17 protein-coding genes are annotated in these 20,433 nt (G+C 64.9%); 12 read left to right on the top strand and 5 right to left on the bottom strand.

What is annotated here, in order from left to right; translation table 11 throughout:
• Positions 1-61 precede the first annotated feature (61 nt).
• Complete coding sequence (locus CH302_RS17260; protein WP_037191778.1) at positions 62-892, top strand: alpha/beta fold hydrolase; 831 nt, start codon at positions 62-64, stop codon at positions 890-892.
• Positions 893-950: 58 nt separating this feature from the next.
• Here CH302_RS17260 and CH302_RS17255 read toward each other — a convergent pair whose 3' ends face one another.
• A complete protein-coding gene (locus tag CH302_RS17255) occupies positions 951-2,582 on the bottom strand; it encodes an ABC-F family ATP-binding cassette domain-containing protein (protein ID WP_094649993.1) in 1,632 nt (543 codons plus the stop codon).
• 54 nt (positions 2,583-2,636) lie between these two features.
• On the opposite strand from CH302_RS17255, the gene CH302_RS17250 reads away from it, so the two are divergent.
• Together CH302_RS17250 and CH302_RS17245 are read left to right on the top strand one after the other, a co-directional pair.
• Positions 2,637-3,485: an aldo/keto reductase gene (locus CH302_RS17250; RefSeq protein ID WP_037191781.1), complete on the top strand. Its 849-nt coding sequence runs from the start codon at positions 2,637-2,639 to the stop codon at positions 3,483-3,485.
• Between the two features lie 41 nt (positions 3,486-3,526).
• Entirely contained in the window at positions 3,527-4,348 is an 822-nt protein-coding gene (locus CH302_RS17245; protein WP_037191784.1) for a uroporphyrinogen-III synthase, read from the top strand.
• On the opposite strand, the gene CH302_RS31015 is transcribed toward CH302_RS17245, so the two are convergent.
• Positions 4,345-5,412 carry a flavin-containing monooxygenase gene (locus CH302_RS31015; RefSeq protein ID WP_037191786.1) on the bottom strand — a complete coding sequence of 356 codons (1,068 nt, stop codon included), beginning with the start codon at positions 5,410-5,412 and terminating at the stop codon, positions 4,345-4,347. The two genes, CH302_RS17245 and CH302_RS31015, sit on opposite strands and share 4 nt — an antisense overlap.
• Positions 5,413-5,474: 62 nt before the next feature.
• Between CH302_RS31015 and CH302_RS17235 the strand changes: the two genes are divergently transcribed.
• The 3 genes from CH302_RS17235 to CH302_RS17225 all read left to right on the top strand — a co-directional run bounded on the left by CH302_RS17235 (position 5,475) and on the right by CH302_RS17225 (position 8,404).
• Complete coding sequence (locus CH302_RS17235) at positions 5,475-6,206, top strand: enoyl-CoA hydratase (RefSeq protein ID WP_037191787.1); 732 nt, start codon at positions 5,475-5,477, stop codon at positions 6,204-6,206.
• Complete coding sequence (locus CH302_RS17230; RefSeq protein WP_037191789.1) at positions 6,203-7,537, top strand: ammonium transporter; 1,335 nt, start codon at positions 6,203-6,205, stop codon at positions 7,535-7,537. Before CH302_RS17235 ends, CH302_RS17230 begins: the two co-directional genes overlap by 4 nt.
• A 192-nt stretch (positions 7,538-7,729) precedes the next feature.
• Positions 7,730-8,404 carry a hypothetical protein gene (locus CH302_RS17225; RefSeq protein ID WP_037191791.1) on the top strand — a complete coding sequence of 225 codons (675 nt, stop codon included), beginning with the start codon at positions 7,730-7,732 and terminating at the stop codon, positions 8,402-8,404.
• A gap of 69 nt (positions 8,405-8,473) precedes the next feature.
• On the opposite strand, the gene CH302_RS17220 is transcribed toward CH302_RS17225, so the two are convergent.
• Positions 8,474-9,421: an alpha/beta fold hydrolase gene (locus tag CH302_RS17220; RefSeq protein WP_037191793.1), complete on the bottom strand. Its 948-nt coding sequence runs from the start codon at positions 9,419-9,421 to the stop codon at positions 8,474-8,476.
• Positions 9,422-9,619: 198 nt separating this feature from the next.
• Between CH302_RS17220 and shbA the strand changes: the two genes are divergently transcribed.
• Entirely contained in the window at positions 9,620-10,201 is a 582-nt protein-coding gene (gene shbA, locus CH302_RS17215) for an RNA polymerase sigma factor ShbA (protein ID WP_037191795.1), read from the top strand.
• 115 nt (positions 10,202-10,316) lie between these two features.
• The gene (locus CH302_RS17210; RefSeq protein ID WP_037191797.1) at positions 10,317-11,963 is read left to right on the top strand and encodes a purine-cytosine permease family protein; all 1,647 of its coding nucleotides are present in this window, start codon (positions 10,317-10,319) and stop codon (positions 11,961-11,963) included.
• A gap of 62 nt (positions 11,964-12,025) precedes the next feature.
• Here the strand turns inward: CH302_RS17210 and CH302_RS17205 are convergent, their stop codons facing one another.
• Together CH302_RS17205 and htpG are read right to left on the bottom strand one after the other, a co-directional pair.
• The gene (locus tag CH302_RS17205) at positions 12,026-12,829 is read right to left on the bottom strand and encodes a crotonase/enoyl-CoA hydratase family protein (protein WP_037192162.1); all 804 of its coding nucleotides are present in this window, start codon (positions 12,827-12,829) and stop codon (positions 12,026-12,028) included.
• 93 nt (positions 12,830-12,922) lie between these two features.
• The gene (gene htpG / locus CH302_RS17200) at positions 12,923-14,860 is read right to left on the bottom strand and encodes a molecular chaperone HtpG (RefSeq protein ID WP_037191799.1); all 1,938 of its coding nucleotides are present in this window, start codon (positions 14,858-14,860) and stop codon (positions 12,923-12,925) included.
• A gap of 94 nt (positions 14,861-14,954) precedes the next feature.
• On the opposite strand from htpG, the gene CH302_RS17195 reads away from it, so the two are divergent.
• From CH302_RS17195 to CH302_RS17180, 4 genes are all read left to right on the top strand, one after another.
• Complete coding sequence (locus CH302_RS17195; RefSeq protein WP_082323719.1) at positions 14,955-16,070, top strand: MBL fold metallo-hydrolase; 1,116 nt, start codon at positions 14,955-14,957, stop codon at positions 16,068-16,070.
• Positions 16,071-16,094: 24 nt separating this feature from the next.
• A complete protein-coding gene (locus CH302_RS17190) occupies positions 16,095-18,491 on the top strand; it encodes an HAD-IC family P-type ATPase (RefSeq protein ID WP_037191801.1) in 2,397 nt (798 codons plus the stop codon).
• 42 nt (positions 18,492-18,533) lie between these two features.
• On the top strand, positions 18,534-18,722 hold the full coding sequence (locus CH302_RS17185) for an antitoxin (protein ID WP_037191803.1): 189 nt from the start codon (positions 18,534-18,536) through the stop codon (positions 18,720-18,722).
• A 77-nt stretch (positions 18,723-18,799) separates the two neighbouring features.
• Positions 18,800-20,428, top strand: coding sequence for a Na+/H+ antiporter (locus CH302_RS17180; RefSeq protein WP_037191805.1), 1,629 nt, complete (start codon positions 18,800-18,802; stop codon positions 20,426-20,428).
• The last annotated feature ends 5 nt before the right edge of the window (positions 20,429-20,433 follow it).

The raw sequence follows: 20,433 nt of genomic DNA, 5'->3' as shown, positions 1-20,433 counted from the left end.
GCTGGACGAGTGGTCTCTCCATTGTCTACTATCTCGATCATCGAGAGAAGTGAGGGTTGCAATGTCGCTGGACGAGTTCTTCTCCGCCTACGACCGGGTGCTGCAGAAGTGGCCGGCTGATACCCAAGCCATCGACGTGAACACGGTGCACGGCACCACGCGAATCAACGCCTGCGGACCCGTCGACGGCCCGGCGCTGGTGCTGCTCCCTGGGGCGGGTGCCACGTCCACCGTGTGGTTCGCAAACGTCGAGGCGCTCTCGCAGCGGTATCGGGTGTACGCGGTCGACCTCATGGGTGACGTCGGGCGCAGCGTCCCCGGACAGCAGTCCATCGACTCGGTGGACGAGCTGCTGAACTGGGTGACGGCGGTGTTGGACGAGCTGAAGCTGCCCACCGCGGCACTCTGCGGACATTCCTACGGCGCGATGATCGCCCTGGCGTACGCCCTGCGGAACGCGACCCGAGTCGATGCACTCACGCTACTCGACCCCAATGCTTGCTTCGGTTCCATGAGTCCGCGATACCTGCTTCATGCCCTTCCGATACTGCTGTCTCCCAACGAGACACGGCAGCGACGCTTCGTAGGGTGGGAGACCGATGGCCTGGAACTGGATTCCGACTGGCTCGACGTCCTCGCGCTCGGAGCCGCACATTTCCCGACGGCGAAGACCATCGTCCCAAAACGGCCGAAGCCTGCTGCGTTCGAGGGCTTCAATGTGCGCACAACCGTGGTCCTGGCGGGGAAAGGGAAGGTACACAACGCATCCAAGATCGAAGCGGCAGTCCGAGCCGTATTACCTGACGCGCGAATCGCAATACTCGACGGAGCCACGCACCACACGCTGCCGATGCATCCGGCCGCCGAGGTGAACGAAATCCTCCTGAGCTGACGTGAATCGGGTGCAGCTGACCGCGCTCACCGCGGTCAGCTGCACCCGATTCGCGTGACTACAGTTCCGACAACTGCCCGTCGGTCATCGTCCAGTGCCGAGTGCTGCGGACCGTGTCGAGCATTCTGCGGTCGTGTGTCACCAGCAGCAGCGTGCCCTCGAAGTTCTCCATGGCCCGTTCGAGTTGTTCGATGGCAGGCAGATCGAGGTGGTTGGTCGGCTCGTCGAGTACCAGCAGGTTGACTCCGCGGGCCTGCAGCAGGGCGAGTGCCGCGCGGGTTCGCTCACCGGGCGAGAGAGACGACGCCGGCCGCAGTGCGTCGTCGCCGCGCAGGCCGAACTTGGCCAGCAGGGTGCGGACCTCGGCGTCGGGCCACTCGGGAACCGCTGCGCTCAGGGCGTCGGACACTGTGCCCTCGCCGACGAAATATGCTCGTGCCTGATCGATTTCACCGATCGCCACGCCCGAACCCAGCGAGGCCGTGCCCTCGTCCGGGTCCAACCGGCCCAGTAGTACCGACAACAACGTCGTTTTGCCGGAACCGTTGGGCCCCGTGATCAGAATTCGATCGCCCCAGTCGATCTGCGTCGTGACCGGGCCGAAGGTGAACCCGGATCGCCGCACGACGGCTCCGCCCAGAACTGCGACGACGGTGCCGCTGCGAGGAGCGGCCGCAATCTCCATCCGCAGCTCCCACTCCTTGCGGGGCTCTTCGACCACCTCGAGCCGCTCGATACGGCGCTGGGTCTGACGGGCTTTCGCGGCTTGTTTCTCGGTGGACTCGGCGCGGGTCTTGCGGGCGATCTTGTCGTTGTCGGTAGCCTTCCGACGCGCATTGCGTACCCCCGACTCCATCCAATTCCGCTGCATCTGCGCCCGAGACTCCAACGCGGACTTGGTGTCTGCGAACTCGTCGTACTTCTCCCGAGCATGCTGGCGGGCGATCTCTCGCTCTGCGAGATACGACTGGTAGTTGCCCTCGTACACATCGATGCGACGCTGCGCCCGGTCGAGCTCGACGACTCCCGTCACCGTCCGCGCCAGAAACTCGCGATCGTGACTGACGACGACGATGGCGGCCCGCGTGGCGACGACGAACTGCTCCAGTTGCTCGAGGCCGGCCAGATCGAGGTGGTTGGTCGGCTCGTCGAGCAGCAGGATGTCGTAGCGAGCGAGCAGAATCGCGGCGAGCCCGGCCCGGGCAGCCTGCCCACCGGACAGCGCCGTCATCAACGCAGACCCGTCGACGTCGAGACCGAGATCCGCGAGCACCTTCGCCGTGCGCTCCGCCAGATCCGCGCCGCCGAGTGCCAGCCACTTCTCCAGCGCGGGGGTGTAGAGGTCCTCGTCACTCGAACCGAGAGCCTCGGCGGCGGCGTTCATCGCAGACTCTGCCGCCGTGACCCCGGTGCGCCGACCGAGAAAGTCCAGCACCGTCTCCCCGGCAATGCGCTCGGGTTCCTGTGCCAGGTAGCCGACCGTGGCGTCGGGCGGGCTGGTGTAGATCTCACCCTCGTGATCGGCCGTCTCCACCCCCGCGAGCAACGTCAACAACGTCGACTTACCTGCACCGTTGGCCCCGACGAGCCCGATCACATCACCCTCGGTCACCGTCAGATCCAGGCCGGAAAACAGGGTTCGATCGCCGTGAAAAGCGGCGAGATCATCGATACGAAGCGTTGCGGTCACACCGAAACACTAAGGGGCGGGAACAACACCACCCCACCCACCGTTGCCATTCGTATGACGTATTCAGCCGAGACCAGTACTGTCCCGACCATCGTGCTCAACGACGGCACGTCCATTCCCCAGCTGGGGTTCGGAGTGTGGCAGGTGCCCGACGACGGTGCCCAGGCCGCCGTGACCGAGGCATTGAAGGTCGGCTACCGCAGCATCGACACCGCCAAGGTGTACGAGAACGAAACCGGCACCGGCCGGGCCATCGCAGACTCCGGCATTGCCCGTGACGAGCTGTTCGTCACCACCAAGCTGTGGAACGACGACCAGGGCTACGACTCCACGTTGACGGCGTTCGACGCGAGCATGGATCGCCTCGGACTCGAGTACCTCGACCTGTACCTCATTCACTGGCAGCAGCTCGACCGTGACAAGTACATCGACACGTTCAAGGCTTTCCAGAAGCTCAAGGCGGACGGCCGCATCGGCTCCATCGGCGTCTCCAACTTCACCATCCCCACCCTCGAGAAGCTGATGGACGCCGTCGGTGAGGTGCCGTCGGTCAATCAAATCGAACTGCATCCGCGCTTCATCCAGGAAGAGCTGCGCGCCTTCCACACCTCGAAGGGCATCGCCACCGAGGCCTGGAGCCCGCTGGGCTCGGGCACCGTTCTGGACGAGCCGGCCTTCGCGCCCATTGCCGAGGCGCACGGAGTCACCCCGGCCCAGGTGATCCTGCGCTGGCACATCCAGCTCGGCAACGTGGTGATCCCCAAGTCGGTGACCCCGAAGCGCATCGCGAGCAACTTCGACGTCTTCGGCTTCGAGCTGAGCAACGACGAGATTCAGCAGATCAACGCGCTGGACTCCGCAGACGGCCGCACCGGCCCGGACCCGGACAAGTTCAGCAGCTGACCTGTCACGTTCCAGGCACGTCGGGGGCCTAGTCTGTACTCATGTCCGATTCGCTCGCAGGCAAGACCGTTGCCCTCACCGCCGAGCGACGTGCAGACGAATTGGCCACCATGCTCGAACGCCGCGGCGCGAACATCGTTCACGCCGCGGCGATTCACGTTCTGCCCCTGATCGACGACTCGGAGCTGAAGTCCGCCACCGAGGGCATCGTCGAACGCCCGCCGCAGATCGTGGTGATCAGCACCGGCATCGGTTTCCGGGGCTGGCTCGACGCGGCCGCCGACTGGGGCATCCGTGATGATCTCGTTGCGGCTCTTGGGCATTCGCGGATCATCGCCCGAGGGCCCAAGGCGCGCGGTGCCATTCGTGGTGCAGGGTTACGAGACGAGTGGTCCCCGGCCACCGAGGCCTCGCAGGAAGTCTCCGATCATCTCGAGGCCGAAGGTGTTGCCGGCGCGGACATCGCGGTTCAGCTGCACGGGGTGATCACCGAATGGGAACCGACGATCCACTTGAGCGATGCACTGATCGAACTCGGGGCACACGTGCGGCCGGTTCCGGTGTATCGGTGGATCCGCCCCGTGGATCAGGCTCCGCTCATCGACCTGCTGTCGCAGATCATCGAGCATCGGGTTCACGCGGTCACGTTCACCAGCGCCCCCGCGGTCGCGTCCCTGCTCTCGACCGCAAAGGACAACGGCCTGCTCGACGCCTTCCTCGACGCACTTCGCGGCCCTGTCGCCGCGATCTGCGTCGGGCCGGTGACGTCGGCGCCGTTGGATGCGTTGGGTGTTCCGACCTCGATGCCGGGCCGGGCGCGATTGGGCGCGCTGGCGAAGTTCGTGGCCGAGGAGCTCGGTTAATCCAGAGTTTCGAGTAGTTCGGTCACCGCGGCTCGCCCGGCTCGGTTCGCCCCGATCGTGCTGGCGGACGGCCCGTAGCCGAGCAGGTGGACGCGATGGTTCGCGGCGACCCGGGTGGTCAGCTTGCCGTCCATCACGATTCCGCCGCCGTGTCCCCGCAGGCGCAGCGGCGCGAGGTGGTCGAGGGCGCTGCGAAAACCGGTCGCCCACAGGATCACATCGGTGTGCTGACTCGACCCGTCCTCCCACACCACCGAATCTTCCGTGATGGACGAGAACATCGGTTTCCGGTCGAGCGCGCCGCGTTTCCGGGCGGCCGCCAACGACGGCGTCAGCAGCAGCCCGGTCACCGAGACGACCGAACCGGGTGGCAGGCCGGCCCGCACACGTTCTTCGACCATCGCGACGGCCTTGCGGCCGGCATCGTGGTCGAACTCGCTGTCCCGGAACACCGGTGGTCGGCGCGTCACCCAGGTCGTGGACGTGACCTGCGAGATCTCGTCGAGCAGCTGGACGGCCGAGATGCCGCCGCCCACCACGACGACGTGCTTGCCGGCGAACTCGTCGGCGGTTCGATAGTCCTTGGTGTGCACTTGCCTGCCGGTGAACGTCTCGGCACCGTCGTAGTGCGGAACGAACGGCTTCTCCCACGTCCCGGTCGCATTGATCAGCCCCTCGGCCATGACGACGGTCTCGCCTGCCTCGACCCGGAACCGGGGTTCACGATCGCACACGACGGTCACCGTGACGGGGCGTCGAACATGCAGTTCGAAGCGGTCCTCGTAGGCGCGGTAGTAGCGGGGGACGGCGTCGGCGGCTGCGATGGTCTCGGCAGGCTCGTCGCCGAGGGTGTCGGTGAACGCCATTCCTGGCAGGTCGTGCACGCCGTTGACGGTGCTCAGCGTCAGCGAGGGCCAGCGGAACTGCCACGCACCACCCGGTCCGGGCGATCGGTCCAGCATCACGAACCCCTCACCGGCGGTCAGGCCCGCACGATGGAGGTGATAGCCGGCCGAGAGTCCGGCTTGGCCGGCACCGATGACGGCGACCCGAGTCTCGATCATGCAGACCAGTAGATCAGGCCCCGCACTGTCAATTCCTGTACTGGTGGGTAACCTCTGCTCTCGTGATCGGACTCTCTCGTGACGGCGACGTCGTCACCATCGAACTGCAGCGCCCGGATCGACGGAACGCGTTGAACTCCGAGTTGTGCCTCGCGGTGCATCGCGGAGTCGAACAGGCCGAGCGTGACGGCGCGCGGGTCGTGGTCATCACCGGCCAGGGCACCAGCTTCTGCGCGGGCGCGGATCTGACCGGCGATGCGTTCCCCGAGCATTTCGGACAGATCCTCGAGGACATGCTGACCGCGGTGGAGGCGGCCTCGATTCCTGTGGTCGCGGCGGTCAACGGCCCGGCCGTAGGGGCAGGCACGCAGTTGGCGATCGCCTGTGATCTGCGGGTCGTTGCGCCGGGCAGCTTCTTCGAGATTCCGTCGACGCGCCTCGGTATCGCGGTGAGCAACTGGACCATCCGGCGATTGGCTGCGCTCGCGGGCGGGGGAGTGGCGCGCACCATCCTGCTGGGCGGGGAGCGGGTGCACGCAGATCAGGCGTACACGTGCGGGCTGGCCAACAAGCTCGGTGATCGCGATGTCGCGACGCAGTGGGCGAAATCGATCTGCGAGCTCGCTCCGTTGGCGCTGAAGCACCTCAAGCTCGTGTTCAACGACGACAGGATTCACGATCATCCGACGCCGGAGCAGGCCGCAGCGTTCGAGGCCGCGTGGAGCAGTGAGGACATGAAAGAAGCGCGCCGCGCACGAGCAGAGAAGCGCAAGCCGAAGTTCGTGGGCAAGTGATCACCGGAGCGCCCGATGCGGGCGACACCGCCTGGCTGATGGCCAGCACCGCGCTGGTGTTGCTCATGACTCCCGGCCTCGCGTTCTTCTACGGCGGCATGGTGCGCTCGAAGAGTGTGCTGAACATGATGATGATGAGCTTGTCGGCGATCGCAGTGGTGTGGTTGCTGTGGTTGGCGTTCGGTTTCTCGATGGTGTTCGGCGACAACGTGATCGGCGGGTGGATCGGGAACCCGTTGCAGTACGCCGGGTTCGAGGGATTGTTGGGTGGGGTGTACACCTCGGCCGCAGGGACGGTGTCGATTCCGTTGGTGGGAACCGTTCCGGCGCTGGTGTTCGCGGCGTTCCAGGCGGGCTTCGCGATGGTGACGGTGGCATTGATCTCCGGGGCCGTCGCAGACCGCATGCGGTTCGTACCCTGGGTGCTGTTCGCGGCGCTGTGGTCCACTCTCGTGTATTTCCCGGTGGCGCACTGGGTGTTCTCGCTCGACGGCCTCACCAGTGAGTTCGGTGGGTGGATCACCAACCGGCTCGGTGCCGTCGACTTCGCCGGTGGCACCGCGGTGGAGATCAACGCAGGCGTCGCCGGGCTGGTGTTGGCTCTGGTCGTCGGCAAACGTCGGGGCTGGCCGCGAGATCCCATGCGCCCACACAACCTTCCGGCCGTCATGCTCGGAGCCGGGTTGCTGTGGTTCGGCTGGTTCGGTTTCAACGCGGGATCGTCGTTGGCCGCGGACGGTGTCGCCGCGGTGGCGTTGGTGAACACGATGGGTGCCGGAGCGATGTCCATGGCGGCGTGGCTCGTCGTCGAGAAGTGGCGGGACGGCCATGCGACGTCGTTCGGCGCGGCCTCGGGCGTCGTGGCCGGACTGGTGGCCATCACACCGTCGTGCGCGGCGGTCACCCCTATCGGTGCCGCGGCGATCGGCATCGCGTCGGGTGCGCTGTGTGCTCTGGCCATCGGCCTCAAATACCGCTTCGGGTACGACGATTCGCTCGACGTCGTCGGTGTGCACCTCGTCGGTGGCATCGTCGGCACACTGATGATCGGACTCGTGGCCAGCGCCGAGATGCCGGCAGGCGTCGACGGTCTGTTGTACGGCGGCGGGCTTCATCAGCTGTGGGTGCAGGCGATCGCGGTGGTGGCGGTGTTCGCCTACTGCGCCGTCGTCACCACCGGCATCGCATTCGCGATCAAGGCGGTCATGGGAGTGCGCGCCGACGCGCAGCACGAAGCCGACGGCCTCGACGAGCACGAGCACGCCGAGTCCGCCTACGACTTCGGAGTGGGCCACGGAGGCAGCAACAAGCCTGGTCTTTTCGGCAAGTAGGGGCAACCCGTACGCGCCCTTTGGAAACCGATCGGTCGCTGAAAGTCGTTCTGTCCCTTTCGAGTCGATATGATCGATCGTTGTTCGGATCGACCCCGTTCGTTCATCTCGGGTTCGCCTCACTCGCGTGTTCCACCCATAGTTTTTCGCTGCTCGGCATCGAGTGATGGACACGACGAAAGACTGAGGAACATGAAGCTGACTCGATTCGCGGCAACGTCCGCATTGGTCATTGCAGCGATGACGACCGCCATGGGCACCGCCTACGCGGATCCGGCACCGGCTCCCGCCGCTGCCGTCGGGTGGAACGTCACCCAGGCCGGCAACCAGGTCCTCGTCGACACGACGGCCGGCACCCTGAGCAACGAAGACAACCACCTCGTGGTTCGTGACGCCACTGGCGCACTGGTCGACTCGGTTCCGCTGGCCATTGCCGCCGACGGATTCTCGCACCCCGTCGCCGCCGTGATCGACGGTAACCACGCCACCCTGACCGCCGATGTCTCGCCTGCCGCGGCAACGCCGGTCTCCGCCTCACTCCCGGGTCTGCAGCAGGTCGACCTGCCCGCCGCAGTCTCCGGCGTCAAGGACAACATCAGCCTCTCCGCATCGATCGGTGGATTCCTCGGAGCCGCAACCGGTCTGGTCACCGGCTGCTTCCTCGGAGCCATCGCTGCCGGCACCGTCTCCGCGCCTGCACTGCTGCTCTTCGGCGCTGCACCGGTTGCCGGATGCGTCGGCGGCGCACTGCTTCTCGGCTCGGGTGCTTCGCTCGCCGGTACCGCCATCGGCGGTCTCGGTGCCATTGCCGGCAACGCAGGGCAGTTCATTCAGCTCCTCAATGCTCCCCCCGCCGTCAAGAAGTAATTCTCTTTCAGTGCTGTGGCCCGCATCGGATTTCCGTTGCGGGCCACAGTCGTCGGCAGGTTCTCGTGGCTAGCGAGCCAGCGCAAGATCTCCCACGTGAGCACGTCGAGCGGCCGTCACGAGTTCTACGATGGCCTCGGCCACCTCGTGGGCTCGTTCCAGAATCACCATGTGCCCGGCCTGCGCGACGCGCACCAGGTGAGCGTCGGGCAGGTGTGCGGCAAGGGTTTCCGAGTGTCGCATCGGTGTCATCACGTCGTCGGATCCGCAGAGCACGAGGGTGGGAATCGAGGCGAGAGCGGCCAGGCCGGCCACCTCGTCGAGTCCTCGGAACGCCCCGAGGAAGCCGGCCATCGTCACGATGGACGTCTCGCCCAGCATCGCCGTCGCCAGCGTCACCACCCTCGGATCGACTTTTCGGGATCCGCATCCCGCTGTCCTGACGATGGGTGCACACACGCCACGACTGAGTCTCTTGGCACCCGACATCAGGCGAGGGGCTCGTCGCACAGCGGCCTGGAATGCCGACACCGCGGGATGCGCGAGACAACTACCGAGTCCGTCGTCGGTTATCCCACCCGCCGACGTCGCGATCAAACCGACTCCGATCAGGCGCGTGCCGATGGCCTCCGGGTTCTGACGGGCGTAGGACAGCGCCGTCATTCCCCCCATCGAATGGCCGACGACGACGAACGGTCCGGACGGGACCACCGCGCGGATGACGTCGGCCAGGTCCTCGCCGAGTCGGTCGATGGTGCAACTCTCCGGGGCGGCCGCGCTCGACTCACCGTGTCCGCGGTGGTCGTACATCACGATCCGCACATCGTCTCCCCAGGTGTGCTCCACCTGTCGACGCAGTTCGGTCCACGACTGCATGCGCAGGCAGTGTCCGTGCACGAACACCGCGGTCAGCGGCGCATTCGGATGCCCGAACTCGCGAACCGCCAGCGCGGTGCCGTCGCCGGCAGCGACGGTGCTGCGGCGACCGACCTGATGGGTCTGCTCGCTGGTGATCATGGGCGCTCCGCGGGTGTGAGTGTCACGTGCTGCGACGACGGTGTTGTCGGGTACTTCGCTCCGTCGACACGCCGTGTTACCTGAATCACACATTTCGGTCGGTGTGGTAGCTGCTCGGACCAAGCCGGTTGGGAATCGGCACCGAAGTACTGGTGAGCGTTCAGGAGAGGACGCGCGTTGCCAGTGAGGAGATCGACCATGAGCTTCGGCATGGACAGGCTCGAGGATGTTGTGCCCCGAGCCGTAGCGGGAGATCGACTCGCTCTCGAGCAGGTGCTGGTGCTGATCCAGCCACCGGTTCGTCGATACTGCGCCTCCCGAATCGGAAATCTCGACGTCGCCGCGGACGATGTGGTGCAGGAGGTCTGCCTCGCATTGGTCACCGCCATCCCCAAGTACCGCGACATGGGCAAGCCCTTCATGGCGTTCGTGTACGGGATCGCCGCGCACAAGCTGGCCGATGCCGGTCGCAAATCTGTTCTGCGACAGACGTTCTCGATAGACGAGATGCCCGAGGAGCAATCCACCGATGCCGGGCCGGAGCAGCTCGCGCTCGGCGACGAACTGCGCAGCCACACCCAGGCCTTGATGGACACCCTGCCGACGAAGTACCGCAAGATCATCCTGATGCGAGTCGTGTGGGGTCTGACGGCACCGCAAACCGGCGAAGCGCTCGGAATGACGGCCGGAGCCGTGAGAGTCGCCCAGCACCGGGCGATGAACATGCTTCGTGCGGAACTGTCGAACTTCTCGCTGCTGGCGGCGCGCGCAGCCGCGTGATGTAGCCGCAGAAGCGGGACATTCGGTCCGTAATGTCCTGATCGTCGGAGTGAGTAACAGTAGCTACATCTTCCCAAGACGCCCCGGCAACGTGGCGGTTCTACGTTACTGACCCATGACCGCCGTACAACCAGCGCCGACAGACACCGCGCTCAAAGAGACGCTAGAGGACTACACGCTGCGCTTCGCGCCGCGTAGCTACCGCAAGTGGGGAACCGGTGTCGTCGCGACGTCCGCGCTCGGCGGCATCGCGTACCTCGCGGATTTCGCGATCGGTGCCAACATCGGGATCTCCTACGGAACCGGCAACGCACTCTGGGGCATCCTGGTGTTCGCCGTGGTGATCTTCCTGACGGGACTCCCGCTCGCCTACTACGCCGCCCGCTACAACATCGATCTCGACCTGATCACGCGCGGAAGCGGATTCGGCTACTACGGGTCGGTGGTCACCAACGTCATCTTCGCGACGTTCACGTTCATCTTCTTCGCGCTCGAGGGTTCGATCATGGCGCAGGGACTCGAACTCGGACTGGGCATCCCGTTGCCCATCGGGTACGCGGTGTCCACGATCATGGTGATCCCGCTGGTCATCTACGGCATGAAAGCCCTTGCCAAGCTGCAGGTCTGGACCACGCCGCTGTGGCTGGTGCTGATGGTGCTGCCGTTCGTCTATCTGGTGATCAGCAATCCCGATTCGGTCGGGGAGTTCTTCGCCTACGGCGGCCAGGACGGTGCCGACGGCAAGGGCGTCAACATCGGGTCGGTGATGCTCGCGGCCGGCGTGTGTCTGTCGCTCATCGCGCAGATCGCCGAGCAGATCGACTACCTGCGGTTCATGCCACCCAAGACACCCGAGAACTCCCGACGCTGGTGGACGGCAGTGCTTCTCGCCGGGCCGGGCTGGGTCATCTTCGGCGCGCTCAAGCAGGTTGTCGGCCTGTTCCTCGCCGTGTATCTCATCGCCAACGTCGTCGACGGATCCACCATCGCCAACGAGCCGGTGCACCAGTTCCTGGAGATCTACGAGAACTTCATGCCGGGCTGGCTCGCCATGACTCTCGCGGTGATCCTGGTCGTCATCAGCCAGATCAAGATCAACGTCACCAACGCCTATTCCGGATCGCTGGCGTGGACCAATTCCTACACCCGCCTCACCAAGACGTACCCGGGCCGCATGGTCTTCGTGCTGTTCAACCTCGCGATCGCGCTGATCCTGATGGAAGCCAACATGTTCAGCTTCCTCAACAGCATCCTCGGTTTCTACGCCAACTGCGGTATCGCGTGGATCGCCGTGGTGGCGTCGGACATCGTCTTCAACAAGTACATCCTCAAGCTCTCGCCCAAGGTTCCCGAGTTCCGACGCGGCATGCTCTACAACATCAATCCGGTCGGCTTCGGGTCGATGGCGGCGTCGGCGATCCTGTCGATTCTGGTCTTCTTCGGGGCATTCGGATCGACGATCAAGCCGTACTCGCCGATCGTGGCTCTCGTTCTCGCACTTGTTCTTCCGCCCATCCTGGCGGTGGCGACCAAGGGTAGGTACTACCTGCGACGCACCGACGACGGCATCGATCTGCCGATGTTCGACGAGCACGGAAACCCGTCCGACGCGCTCGTCATGTGCCACGTCAGCGGAATGGAATTCGAGCGACCCGACATGATCGCGTCCAACGTGCCCGGGCCGAACGGGGAGAAGCAGTACATCAGTTCACTGTCGCTGAGTACCGACAAGACGGGGGAGCACATCCTGCCCGAGCAGTAGGCGACTTCGTCGTAGGTGAGTGGAAACTCGTAGTGGGCCCGAGTTTCCACTCACCTGGCGAGTCAGCGTCCTCGGAACTCGGGGTCGCGACGCTCGAGCATCGCGTTGACAGCCTCGGAATGATCCTCGGTGTGGTGTGCGATGGCCTGATAGGCGGCGGAGAGTTCGAGCAAGGATTCCAGACTCTGCTGCTGGCCCTCGCGCAACAACTTCTTCGTCATACGCAGTACCTGCGGTGGGTTGGCCGCCACACGCCGAGCCAGTGCGTGGGCAGCGTCGAGCAGATCTTCGGGCTCGACGACCCGAGAGACCAAGCCCCATTCCAATGCCGTAGCGGCGTCGATGGCCTCGCCGGTGAACGCCATCTCGCTCGCCCGTGCCATGCCGATGGCCCGGGGGAGCAGCCAGGCCCCACCGTCTCCGGGAATGATGCCCACCTTGGCGAAACTCTCGGAGAATGTCGCAGTGGTCGAGGCGATTCGAAGATCGCACATCAATGCCAGATCGCAGCCGGCTCCGATCGCTGGGCCATTGACCGCGGCGATCGTGGGAATCTCGCAGTGATACAACGCCTTCGGGATTCGTTGAATGCCGTGGCGGTAGCCCTGCCGCAACTCGGCCGGGCTACCACCGAACATTCCCTGCTTGTCCCGCATGTGCTTGACGTTCCCGCCCGACGAGAATGCCGAACCGGCACCGGTCAGGATGGCAACCCTGATCGATGGATCCCCGTTCGCGTCCGCGATCGCGGCCTCGAGAGCGTCGATGGTCTCCATCTCGGAGATGGGATTACGGGCCTGGGGGTTGTTCAACGTCCAGGCGACGATGTCCCCGGTTCGCTCGATCAGCAGTGGTGCGTCGGTCATGGCGGGAGGGTCCTCCATCTTCTCGTGCCGCTCGGGTCGTGAGTGGAACCTCGTAGCAGGCTACGAGGTTCCACTCACATGCGGCGAAGCCGCTCAGATGGTGCGCGTCAACCGATCCGCCAGCAATCGGGAGAACTTCGCCGGGTCCTTGAGCTCGGTGCCTTCGGCCAACAAGGCCGTCGCGTAGAGCAATTCGGCAGTCTCGGCGAGGTGCGGATCGTCGCTGCGATCCTCGCGGGCCTTCTTCAATCCCGTCACCAGATCGTGGGTTGGGTTGAGTTCGAGGATGCGCTTGGAGGTCGGCACGAACTGTCCCGACGCCTTGTACATCTTCTCGAGCTGCGGGGAGAAGCTGAACTCGTCGCCGACGACGCAGGCCGGTGATGTCGTCAGGCGCGTCGACAGGCGCACCTCCTTGACGTCCTCACCGAGGGTCTCGGTCAGCCACGTGAGCAGGTCGGCGAACTCCTTGTCCTGCTCCTCGCGCTTGGCCTCGGACTCCTTCTTCTCCTCTTCGGTGTCGAGGTCCACCTCGCCCTTGGCGATGGACTGGAACGACTTTCCGTCGAATTCGGTGACGTTGCCGACCCACACCTCGTCGACCGAGTCGGTGAGCAGCAGCACCTCGAGCCCACGAGCCTTGAAGGCCTCCATGTGCGGCGAGCTCTCGATCTGCTGGCGGGATTCGCCCGTCATGTAGTAGATCTGCTGCTGGCCGTCCTTCATTCGGTCCACGTACTCGGCGAGGGTGGTCACGCCCTCCTCGGAGTCGGTGGACGCGAACGATGCGATGCCCAGCAGGGTTTCGCGATTGTCGCTGTCGGAGATCAGGCCCTCCTTGAGGACCGTGCCGAACTGCGACCACAGCGTCTTGTACTTGTCGGGCTGCTCGCTCTGCAGTTCCTTGACCGTCGAGAGCACCTTCTTGGTCAGGCGTCGACGGATCGCGCGGATCTGCCGGTCCTGCTGCAGGATCTCGCGAGAGACGTTGAGCGAGAGGTCCGCTGCGTCGACGACACCCTTGACGAAGCGCAGGTACTCGGGCAGCAGTTCCTGCGAGTCGTCCATGATGAACACGCGCTTGACGTACAGGTGCACTCCGGCCTTGCTCTCGCGCATGAACAGGTCGAACGGTGCCTGCGACGGAATGAACAGCAGCGCTTGGTATTCGAAGGTGCCCTCGGCCTTGAACGGGATGACCTCGAGCGGCTCGTCCCAGGCGTGGCTGACGTGCTTGTAGAACTCCTTGTACTCCTCCTCGGACACCTCGTCCTTGGAGCGGGTCCAGAGCGCCTTCTGCGAGTTGATCGTTTCCGTCTCGATCGTGACGGTGTCCTCGCCGACATCGCCATTCTCATCAGCTGGGCTCTTGACGCGCTTCTCGACGTCGATGCGAATGGGCCAGGCGATGAAGTCGGAGTACTTCTTGACCAGTTCCTTGATCTTGCGCTCGGACGCGTAGTCGTGGAGGTGATCCTCCTCGTCGGCGGGCTTGAGAGCCAGCGTCACCGAGGAGCCCTGCGGGGCGTCCTCGACGTCGGTGATCTCGTAGGTGCCCTCGCCGGTGGACTCCCACTTGGTGGCCGTGCTCTCGCCGGCCTTACGGGTGAGCAGCGTGACCTTCTCGGCCACCATGAACGTGGAGTAGAAGCCGATGCCGAACTGGCCGATCAGCTCCTCGGAAGCCGCTGCGTCCTTGGCCTCCTTGAGTTTCTTGCGAACCTCCGCGGTGCCGGACTTGGCCAGCGTGCCGATCAGGTCGATGACCTCGGCGCGCGACATGCCGATGCCGTTGTCGCGGATGGTCAGCGTGCGGGCCGCAGCGTCGATGTCGATCTCGATGTGCAGATCCGAGACGTCGACGTCCAGGTCCTTGTTGCGGTACGACTCCAGGCGCAGCTTGTCCAGCGCGTCCGAGGAGTTGGAGATCAGTTCACGGAGAAAGCTGTCCTTGTTGGAGTAGATGGAGTGCACCATCAGATCCAGGAGCTGACGCGTCTCCGCCTGGAATTCGAGCTGTTCGGTACTCAATGTCTCCCCTTCTAGCAGCAAAACCGACGCGAATATTCTACGGCAAGGCTACGGGTGAGCTGCGAAGACGTCGGCGCCGCCTACTGTGGTGGCCGTGACGAAGACGAAGTTCGTTCTGGGAGCCACGGCAGCACTGAGCGGGGCATGGTTGGCGCGTGCGCTGTGGGGTCTGCCGTCGGCCATCGGTGCCAGACGCGTGCACATCACCCCCTACGCCGCCGCGTCTCCGCGCTACCGCGATCGCCGGTTCCACAACTCCGACCCCAGTTCCAGCTACGTACCGGGGCGGGGCGAGAAGGGACAGCAGAACATGTTCGTCTCGCTCGTCACCGAACGCGGCAAGGGCAGGCCGCAGCGTCCGATTCCGTTGGCACCGCCGATCGCGCCGGTGGACGCGGGCGAGCTGGCCGTCACCTGGTACGGCCACTCGAGTGTGCTCATCGAGGTCGACGGCTATCGCGTCCTCGCCGATCCGGTGTGGAGCAATCGCGTCTCGCCGTCGTCGGTGGTGGGGCCCGCGCGCCTGCATCCGACGCCGGTCGAGCTGACCGATCTGCCGAAGGTCGACGCCATCGTCATCTCCCACGACCATTACGACCACCTGGACAAGGCGACGGTGCAGAAGCTGGCGAGCACACAGTCGGCCCCGTTCGTCGTGCCGCTCGGCATCGGTGCGCACCTGCGCAAGTGGCGGGTGCCCGACGATCGCATCATCGAGCTGGACTGGGACGAGCAGACGAACCTCGGCGGCCTCACCGTCACCTGCACCGAGGCTCGGCACTTCTCCGGCCGCGGCCTGACCCGGGACTCGACGCAGTGGGCATCCTGGGCGTTCGCCGGTCCGGTTCGACGCGTCTTCTTCGGCGGCGACACCGGCTACACACCGAAGTTCGCCGAGATCGGCAGCAACTACGGCCCCTTCGACCTGACGCTGCTGCCCGTCGGGGCCTACGACGTGCGATGGCCGGACATCCACATGAATCCGGAGGAAGCGGTCACGGCGCACATCGATCTGACGGCGTCGGGCATCTTCGTCCCGATTCATTGGGCCACGTTCAATCTCGCCTTCCACCCCTGGTCCGAGCCGATAGTGCGACTGCATGCCGCCGCCCAGGACGTCGGAGTTCAGGTGGCGGTGCCGATGCCGGGGCAGCGAATAGACGGCACGCGAACGCTGCACGACGATCGTTGGTGGGCTCGGCTGGGCTGACCGGACCGGGTTTAAGCTGCACGCATGTCTATCGAGGCCGATGCGCAGCGGGATACCGGGCTGACCGAGGCGGATGTCGCCAGGCTCAGGGCCGAGGGAAAGTCGAACGACGTTCCGGCCCGCGCTTCTCGGTCGGTTCGCGACATCGTCCGCGGCAACGTGTTCACCCGAATCAACGCCATTCTCGGTGTGTTGTTGATCATCGTGCTCTCCACGGGCTCGGTGATCGACGGCATGTTCGGGCTGCTGATCGTCGCGAACAGCGGCATCGGCATCGTGCAGGAGATTCGCGCGAAGCGCACGCTGGATCGACTCGCCATCGTCGGGCAGAACAAGCCCCAGGTGCGACGCGAGGGCACCTCGAAGCAGATTCCGCCCGACGAGGTCGTGCTCGGTGACATCGTCGAACTGGGCCCAGGCGATCAGATCGTCGTCGACGGTGAAGTGATCGAGACCGCGAGCCTCGAGATCGACGAGTCGTTGCTCACCGGTGAGGCCGACACGGTGCACAAACTTCTGGCAGCGCAGGTACTTTCGGGCAGTTTTGTCGTCTCGGGCAGCGGTGCGTATCGCGCGACGAAGGTCGGGCGCGACGCCTATGCCGCCAAGCTTGCCGAGGAGGCCAGCAAGTTCACGCTGGTCAAGTCCGAACTGCGTAGCGGTATCGACAAGATCCTCAAATTCATCACGTACCTGATGATTCCGGCCGGCGCACTGATCATCTACAACCAATTGTTCTCCAGCGGTCAGGCTTTGAAGCCGGCTCTCAACGGCATGGTCGCGGCCCTGGTGCCGATGGTCCCCGAGGGTTTGGTGTTGATGACCTCGATCGCGTTCGCGGTGGGCGTCATCAGGCTCGGTCAACGGCAGTGCCTGGTGCAGGAGCTGCCTGCGATCGAGGGCCTCGCCCGCGTCGACGTGGTGTGCGCCGACAAGACCGGCACCCTCACAGAGAACGGCATGCGGCTGTCCGAGTTGGTGCTGATCGACGAGCATGATTCCGATTCCGTCACAGCGGCTCTCGCGTCCCTGGCCCACGACGATCCGCGGCCGAACGCGAGTGTGCAGGCCGTCGGCGAGGCATACCCGGACGCGCCGGGGTGGGTGCAGACGGCCGTGGCCCCGTTCTCCTCGGCCAAGAAGTGGAGCGGACTGTCGTACGGCGAGCACGGAAACTGGCTCCTCGGTGCCCCGGACGTGTTGCTCGACGCCTCCTCCGACATCGCTCGTCGCGCCGAATCCACAGGTTCGAAAGGGCTGCGGGTATTGCTGCTTGCCAGCAGTGACATCTCCGTCGACGATCCGGATGCGCCCGGTGTCGTCACCCCGCGAGCGCTGGTGGTCCTCGAGCAGAAGGTACGCGAGGATGCCCGAGACACGCTGGAGTACTTCGCAAGCCAGCACGTGCAGGTCAAGGTCATCTCCGGCGACAATGCCGTCTCGGTCGGTGCAGTCGCGGGATCGCTCGGCCTGCCCGGCGGCGACGCCCCGATCGATGCGCGTGAACTGCCCGAGGACTCCGAGAAGCTGGCCGACACTCTGGCGACCTCCACCACGTTCGGCCGCGTTCGGCCCGATCAGAAGCGGGCGATGGTGGGCGCGTTGCAATCTCGCGGCCACACGGTCGCGATGACCGGCGACGGCGTCAACGACGTGCTCGCGCTCAAGGACGCCGATATCGGCGTGTCGATGGGTTCGGGGAGCGCAGCCACGCGAGCCGTCGCGCAGATCGTGTTGTTGGACAACAAGTTCGCCACGCTTCCCTACGTCGTGGGGGAGGGGCGACGGGTCATCGGCAACATCGAACGCGTCTCCAATCTGTTCCTCACCAAGACTGTCTACTCGGTACTGCTGGCGTTCCTCATCGGGCTCTCGGGCGTGCTGTCGCAGATCTTCCACTTCGAGCCGATTCCGTATCCGTTCCTGCCACGGCACGTGACGATCGCGGCGTGGTTCACCATCGGAATCCCCGCCTTCGTTCTCTCGCTCGCACCCAACAACGAGCGAGCCCGCAGTGGATTCGTCTCGCGGGTGATGCGACTGGCGGTTCCGTCCGGTTTGATCGTCGGCTCGTGCACGTTCGTGTCCTACCTGCTGGTCTATGCAGGCCCGAACGCCACCGAGACTCAGGTGACACAGGCCAGTACCACCGCGCTGATCACCTTGATCATGATCGCGCTGTGGGTGTTGGCCGTCGTCGCGCGGCCCTACAACTGGTGGAAGATTCTTCTTCTCGGTGGATCGGTCGGTGGCTACCTGCTGTTGTTCGCGATCCCGTTCTGCCGCACCTTCTTCAAGCTCGATCCGTCGAACGTCGGAGCCACCACCAGTGCGCTGATCATCGGCGGCGTCGGTATCGCGCTCGTCGAGGTGTCGAACAGGATCGGCACTGCGCTACGCAATCGGCAGAACAAAACGTAGGCTTTCGGGTGTTCCGTTGCACCCGACCGGCAGGAGAGTTTCATGGGCTTCGCAGACAATTTGAAGGGCATGGTCGACAAGGGCAAGGACCTTGCGGCCGAGAACTCGGACAAGATCGACGACGTCGTGGAGAAGGCGGGGGACTTCATCGATAACAAGACCGGCGGCAAATACGCAGACAAGGTCGACAAGGTTCAGGACGCAGTCAAGAAGGCGATTCCGGACAAGTAGGACCTTTCGGTCTCCCGCATCGGTGATCGTGGCCGTCGGTCGTACCCCAGGGTGCGGCTGACGGCACAATCGTCGGGGTGGACGGACCGATTCTTCTTCTCGTAGTCATCTTCGCGATCGCGGTCGCCGGTTTCGCCAGGCGCATCGATCTGCAGGTCCCGCTCGTCCTGGTCACCGTCGGATCCATTGCCTCGTTCGTTCCCGGAGTACCGCACGTCAGTCTCTCGCCCCAGCTGATCCTCGGCGTGGTGCTTCCGCCGCTGCTGTACTCCGCTGCGTTGGATTTCTCGTTCGTCACCTTTCGGCGCAACCTCGGCCAGATCCTTCGGCTCGGTTTGGTCATGGTGATCGTGACGACGTTCGTGGTCGGCTGGTTCGCGAATCTGTTGATCCCGGAACTGACCCTGGGCGCGGCGCTGGTGCTCGGTGCCGTCGTTGCCCCGCCCGACGCGGTGTCCGCGGTCTCCGTCGGCCGCAAGCTCGGCCTGCCTGCTCGGATGATGGCCATCCTCACCGGCGAGTCTCTGGTGAACGACGCGGCCGCGTTGACTCTGTTCACCCTGGCCGTGGCGTCGGTGACGGGCAGTCGGATCGAACTGGGTTCACCGGTGCTGTTCTTCCTGTACGAGATCGCGGGCGGCGTACTCGTGGGGCTGGTCCTGGCTCGCATCGTGCGGTTCGTCCGCAATCGCATCGCGGACTCGGCGCTGGAGACCGTGCTCGGTCTGGTGCTGCCGTTCACGGCGTATCTGGCGGCCGAGGAGTTGCATGCCTCCGGTGTGCTCGCCGTCGTCACCGCGGGCTTCGTGTTGGGCCGCGTCACCGCCGACGTGTCGGTCTCCACTCGGGTGCAGGAACGCCAGGTGTGGCCGACGCTGGATCTCCTGCTCGAAGCATTCGTGTTCGCCTACATGGGTTTACAGCTGAAGTTCGTCATCGAGGAAGTCCAGCGTGAAGGGCTGCCGGTGCACCACGTGTTCGCCTACGCGTTGCTGGTGCTCGTGGTGGTGATGGCCGTCCGGCCGGCGTGGATCTTCGTCAATTCCGGTCGAAACACAGTGCTTCGCAAGCTGTTCCGGCGATCGTCGCCGGGTGAGGCCGGTCTGACGTGGCAGCAGAACCTGGTGCTTTCGTGGGCGGGCATGCGTGGGGTGGTCACGCTCGCTGCAGCGGCCGGTGTGCCGCTGACCACGGTGCTCGGTGACGAATTCCCCGGGCGTGCAGTGATTCAGGCCGTGGCGTTCGTCGTTGCCGTCGGTACGTTGCTGCTGCAGGGTCTGACGCTTCCGCTGTTGATCCGCCGACTCGACGTCGCAGATCCACTCGAGCAGCAGCGCAACGACAATCAGCGGCTGCTCTCGCAGGCCATTGCCCGTACGGCGGCAGAGGACTACCTCCAGCGCGCGGCGAAGGACGGAATTGCCGGAGTGGACGCCGAGCGCGTCGACGAGGTGATCGAGCGCGTCCGACGCTCGGTGCGCGCTCGGTTGGATGCCGACGAGACCGAGGATCGCGAGAAGCGGATCGCGGCGGCAGGGGCCTTGTTCGATTCGCTGCGGCACAACGTGCTGGTCGCGCAGCGGGCGGCGCTCATCGCGGCCCGCGACTCGGGGGAGTTGGAAGACGAAGCTCTGCGGGCAGTGTTGAATGGCTTGGACGTGGAAGAAATTGCGGCGGAGGCTCGCATCGCACGACGTACACCGTAGGAGCG

Origin of the sequence: Rhodococcus sp. 15-2388-1-1a (genome assembly GCF_002259145.1) — a bacterium.
Taxonomy (GTDB): Bacteria; Actinomycetota; Actinomycetes; order Mycobacteriales; family Mycobacteriaceae; genus Rhodococcoides.
This window is presented reverse-complemented; position numbering and strand designations above follow the sequence as displayed.

Bases quoted from the DNA above. Each gene is read 5' to 3' on its own strand.
- CH302_RS17225 (WP_037191791.1), top strand. From the start codon at position 7,730: ATGAAGCTGACTCGATTCGCGGCAACGTCCGCATTGGTCATTGCAGCG.
- CH302_RS17220 (WP_037191793.1), bottom strand. From the start codon at position 9,421: ATGATCACCAGCGAGCAGACCCATCAGGTCGGTCGCCGCAGCACCGTC.
- CH302_RS17245 (WP_037191784.1), top strand. From the start codon at position 3,527: ATGTCCGATTCGCTCGCAGGCAAGACCGTTGCCCTCACCGCCGAGCGA.
- CH302_RS17260 (WP_037191778.1), top strand. From the start codon at position 62: ATGTCGCTGGACGAGTTCTTCTCCGCCTACGACCGGGTGCTGCAGAAG.
- CH302_RS17185 (WP_037191803.1), top strand. From the start codon at position 18,534: ATGGGCTTCGCAGACAATTTGAAGGGCATGGTCGACAAGGGCAAGGAC.
- CH302_RS17205 (WP_037192162.1), bottom strand. From the start codon at position 12,829: ATGACCGACGCACCACTGCTGATCGAGCGAACCGGGGACATCGTCGCC.
- shbA (WP_037191795.1), top strand. From the start codon at position 9,620: ATGAGCTTCGGCATGGACAGGCTCGAGGATGTTGTGCCCCGAGCCGTA.
- CH302_RS17250 (WP_037191781.1), top strand. From the start codon at position 2,637: ATGACGTATTCAGCCGAGACCAGTACTGTCCCGACCATCGTGCTCAAC.
- CH302_RS17210 (WP_037191797.1), top strand. From the start codon at position 10,317: ATGACCGCCGTACAACCAGCGCCGACAGACACCGCGCTCAAAGAGACG.
- CH302_RS17190 (WP_037191801.1), top strand. From the start codon at position 16,095: ATGTCTATCGAGGCCGATGCGCAGCGGGATACCGGGCTGACCGAGGCG.
- CH302_RS31015 (WP_037191786.1), bottom strand. From the start codon at position 5,412: ATGATCGAGACTCGGGTCGCCGTCATCGGTGCCGGCCAAGCCGGACTC.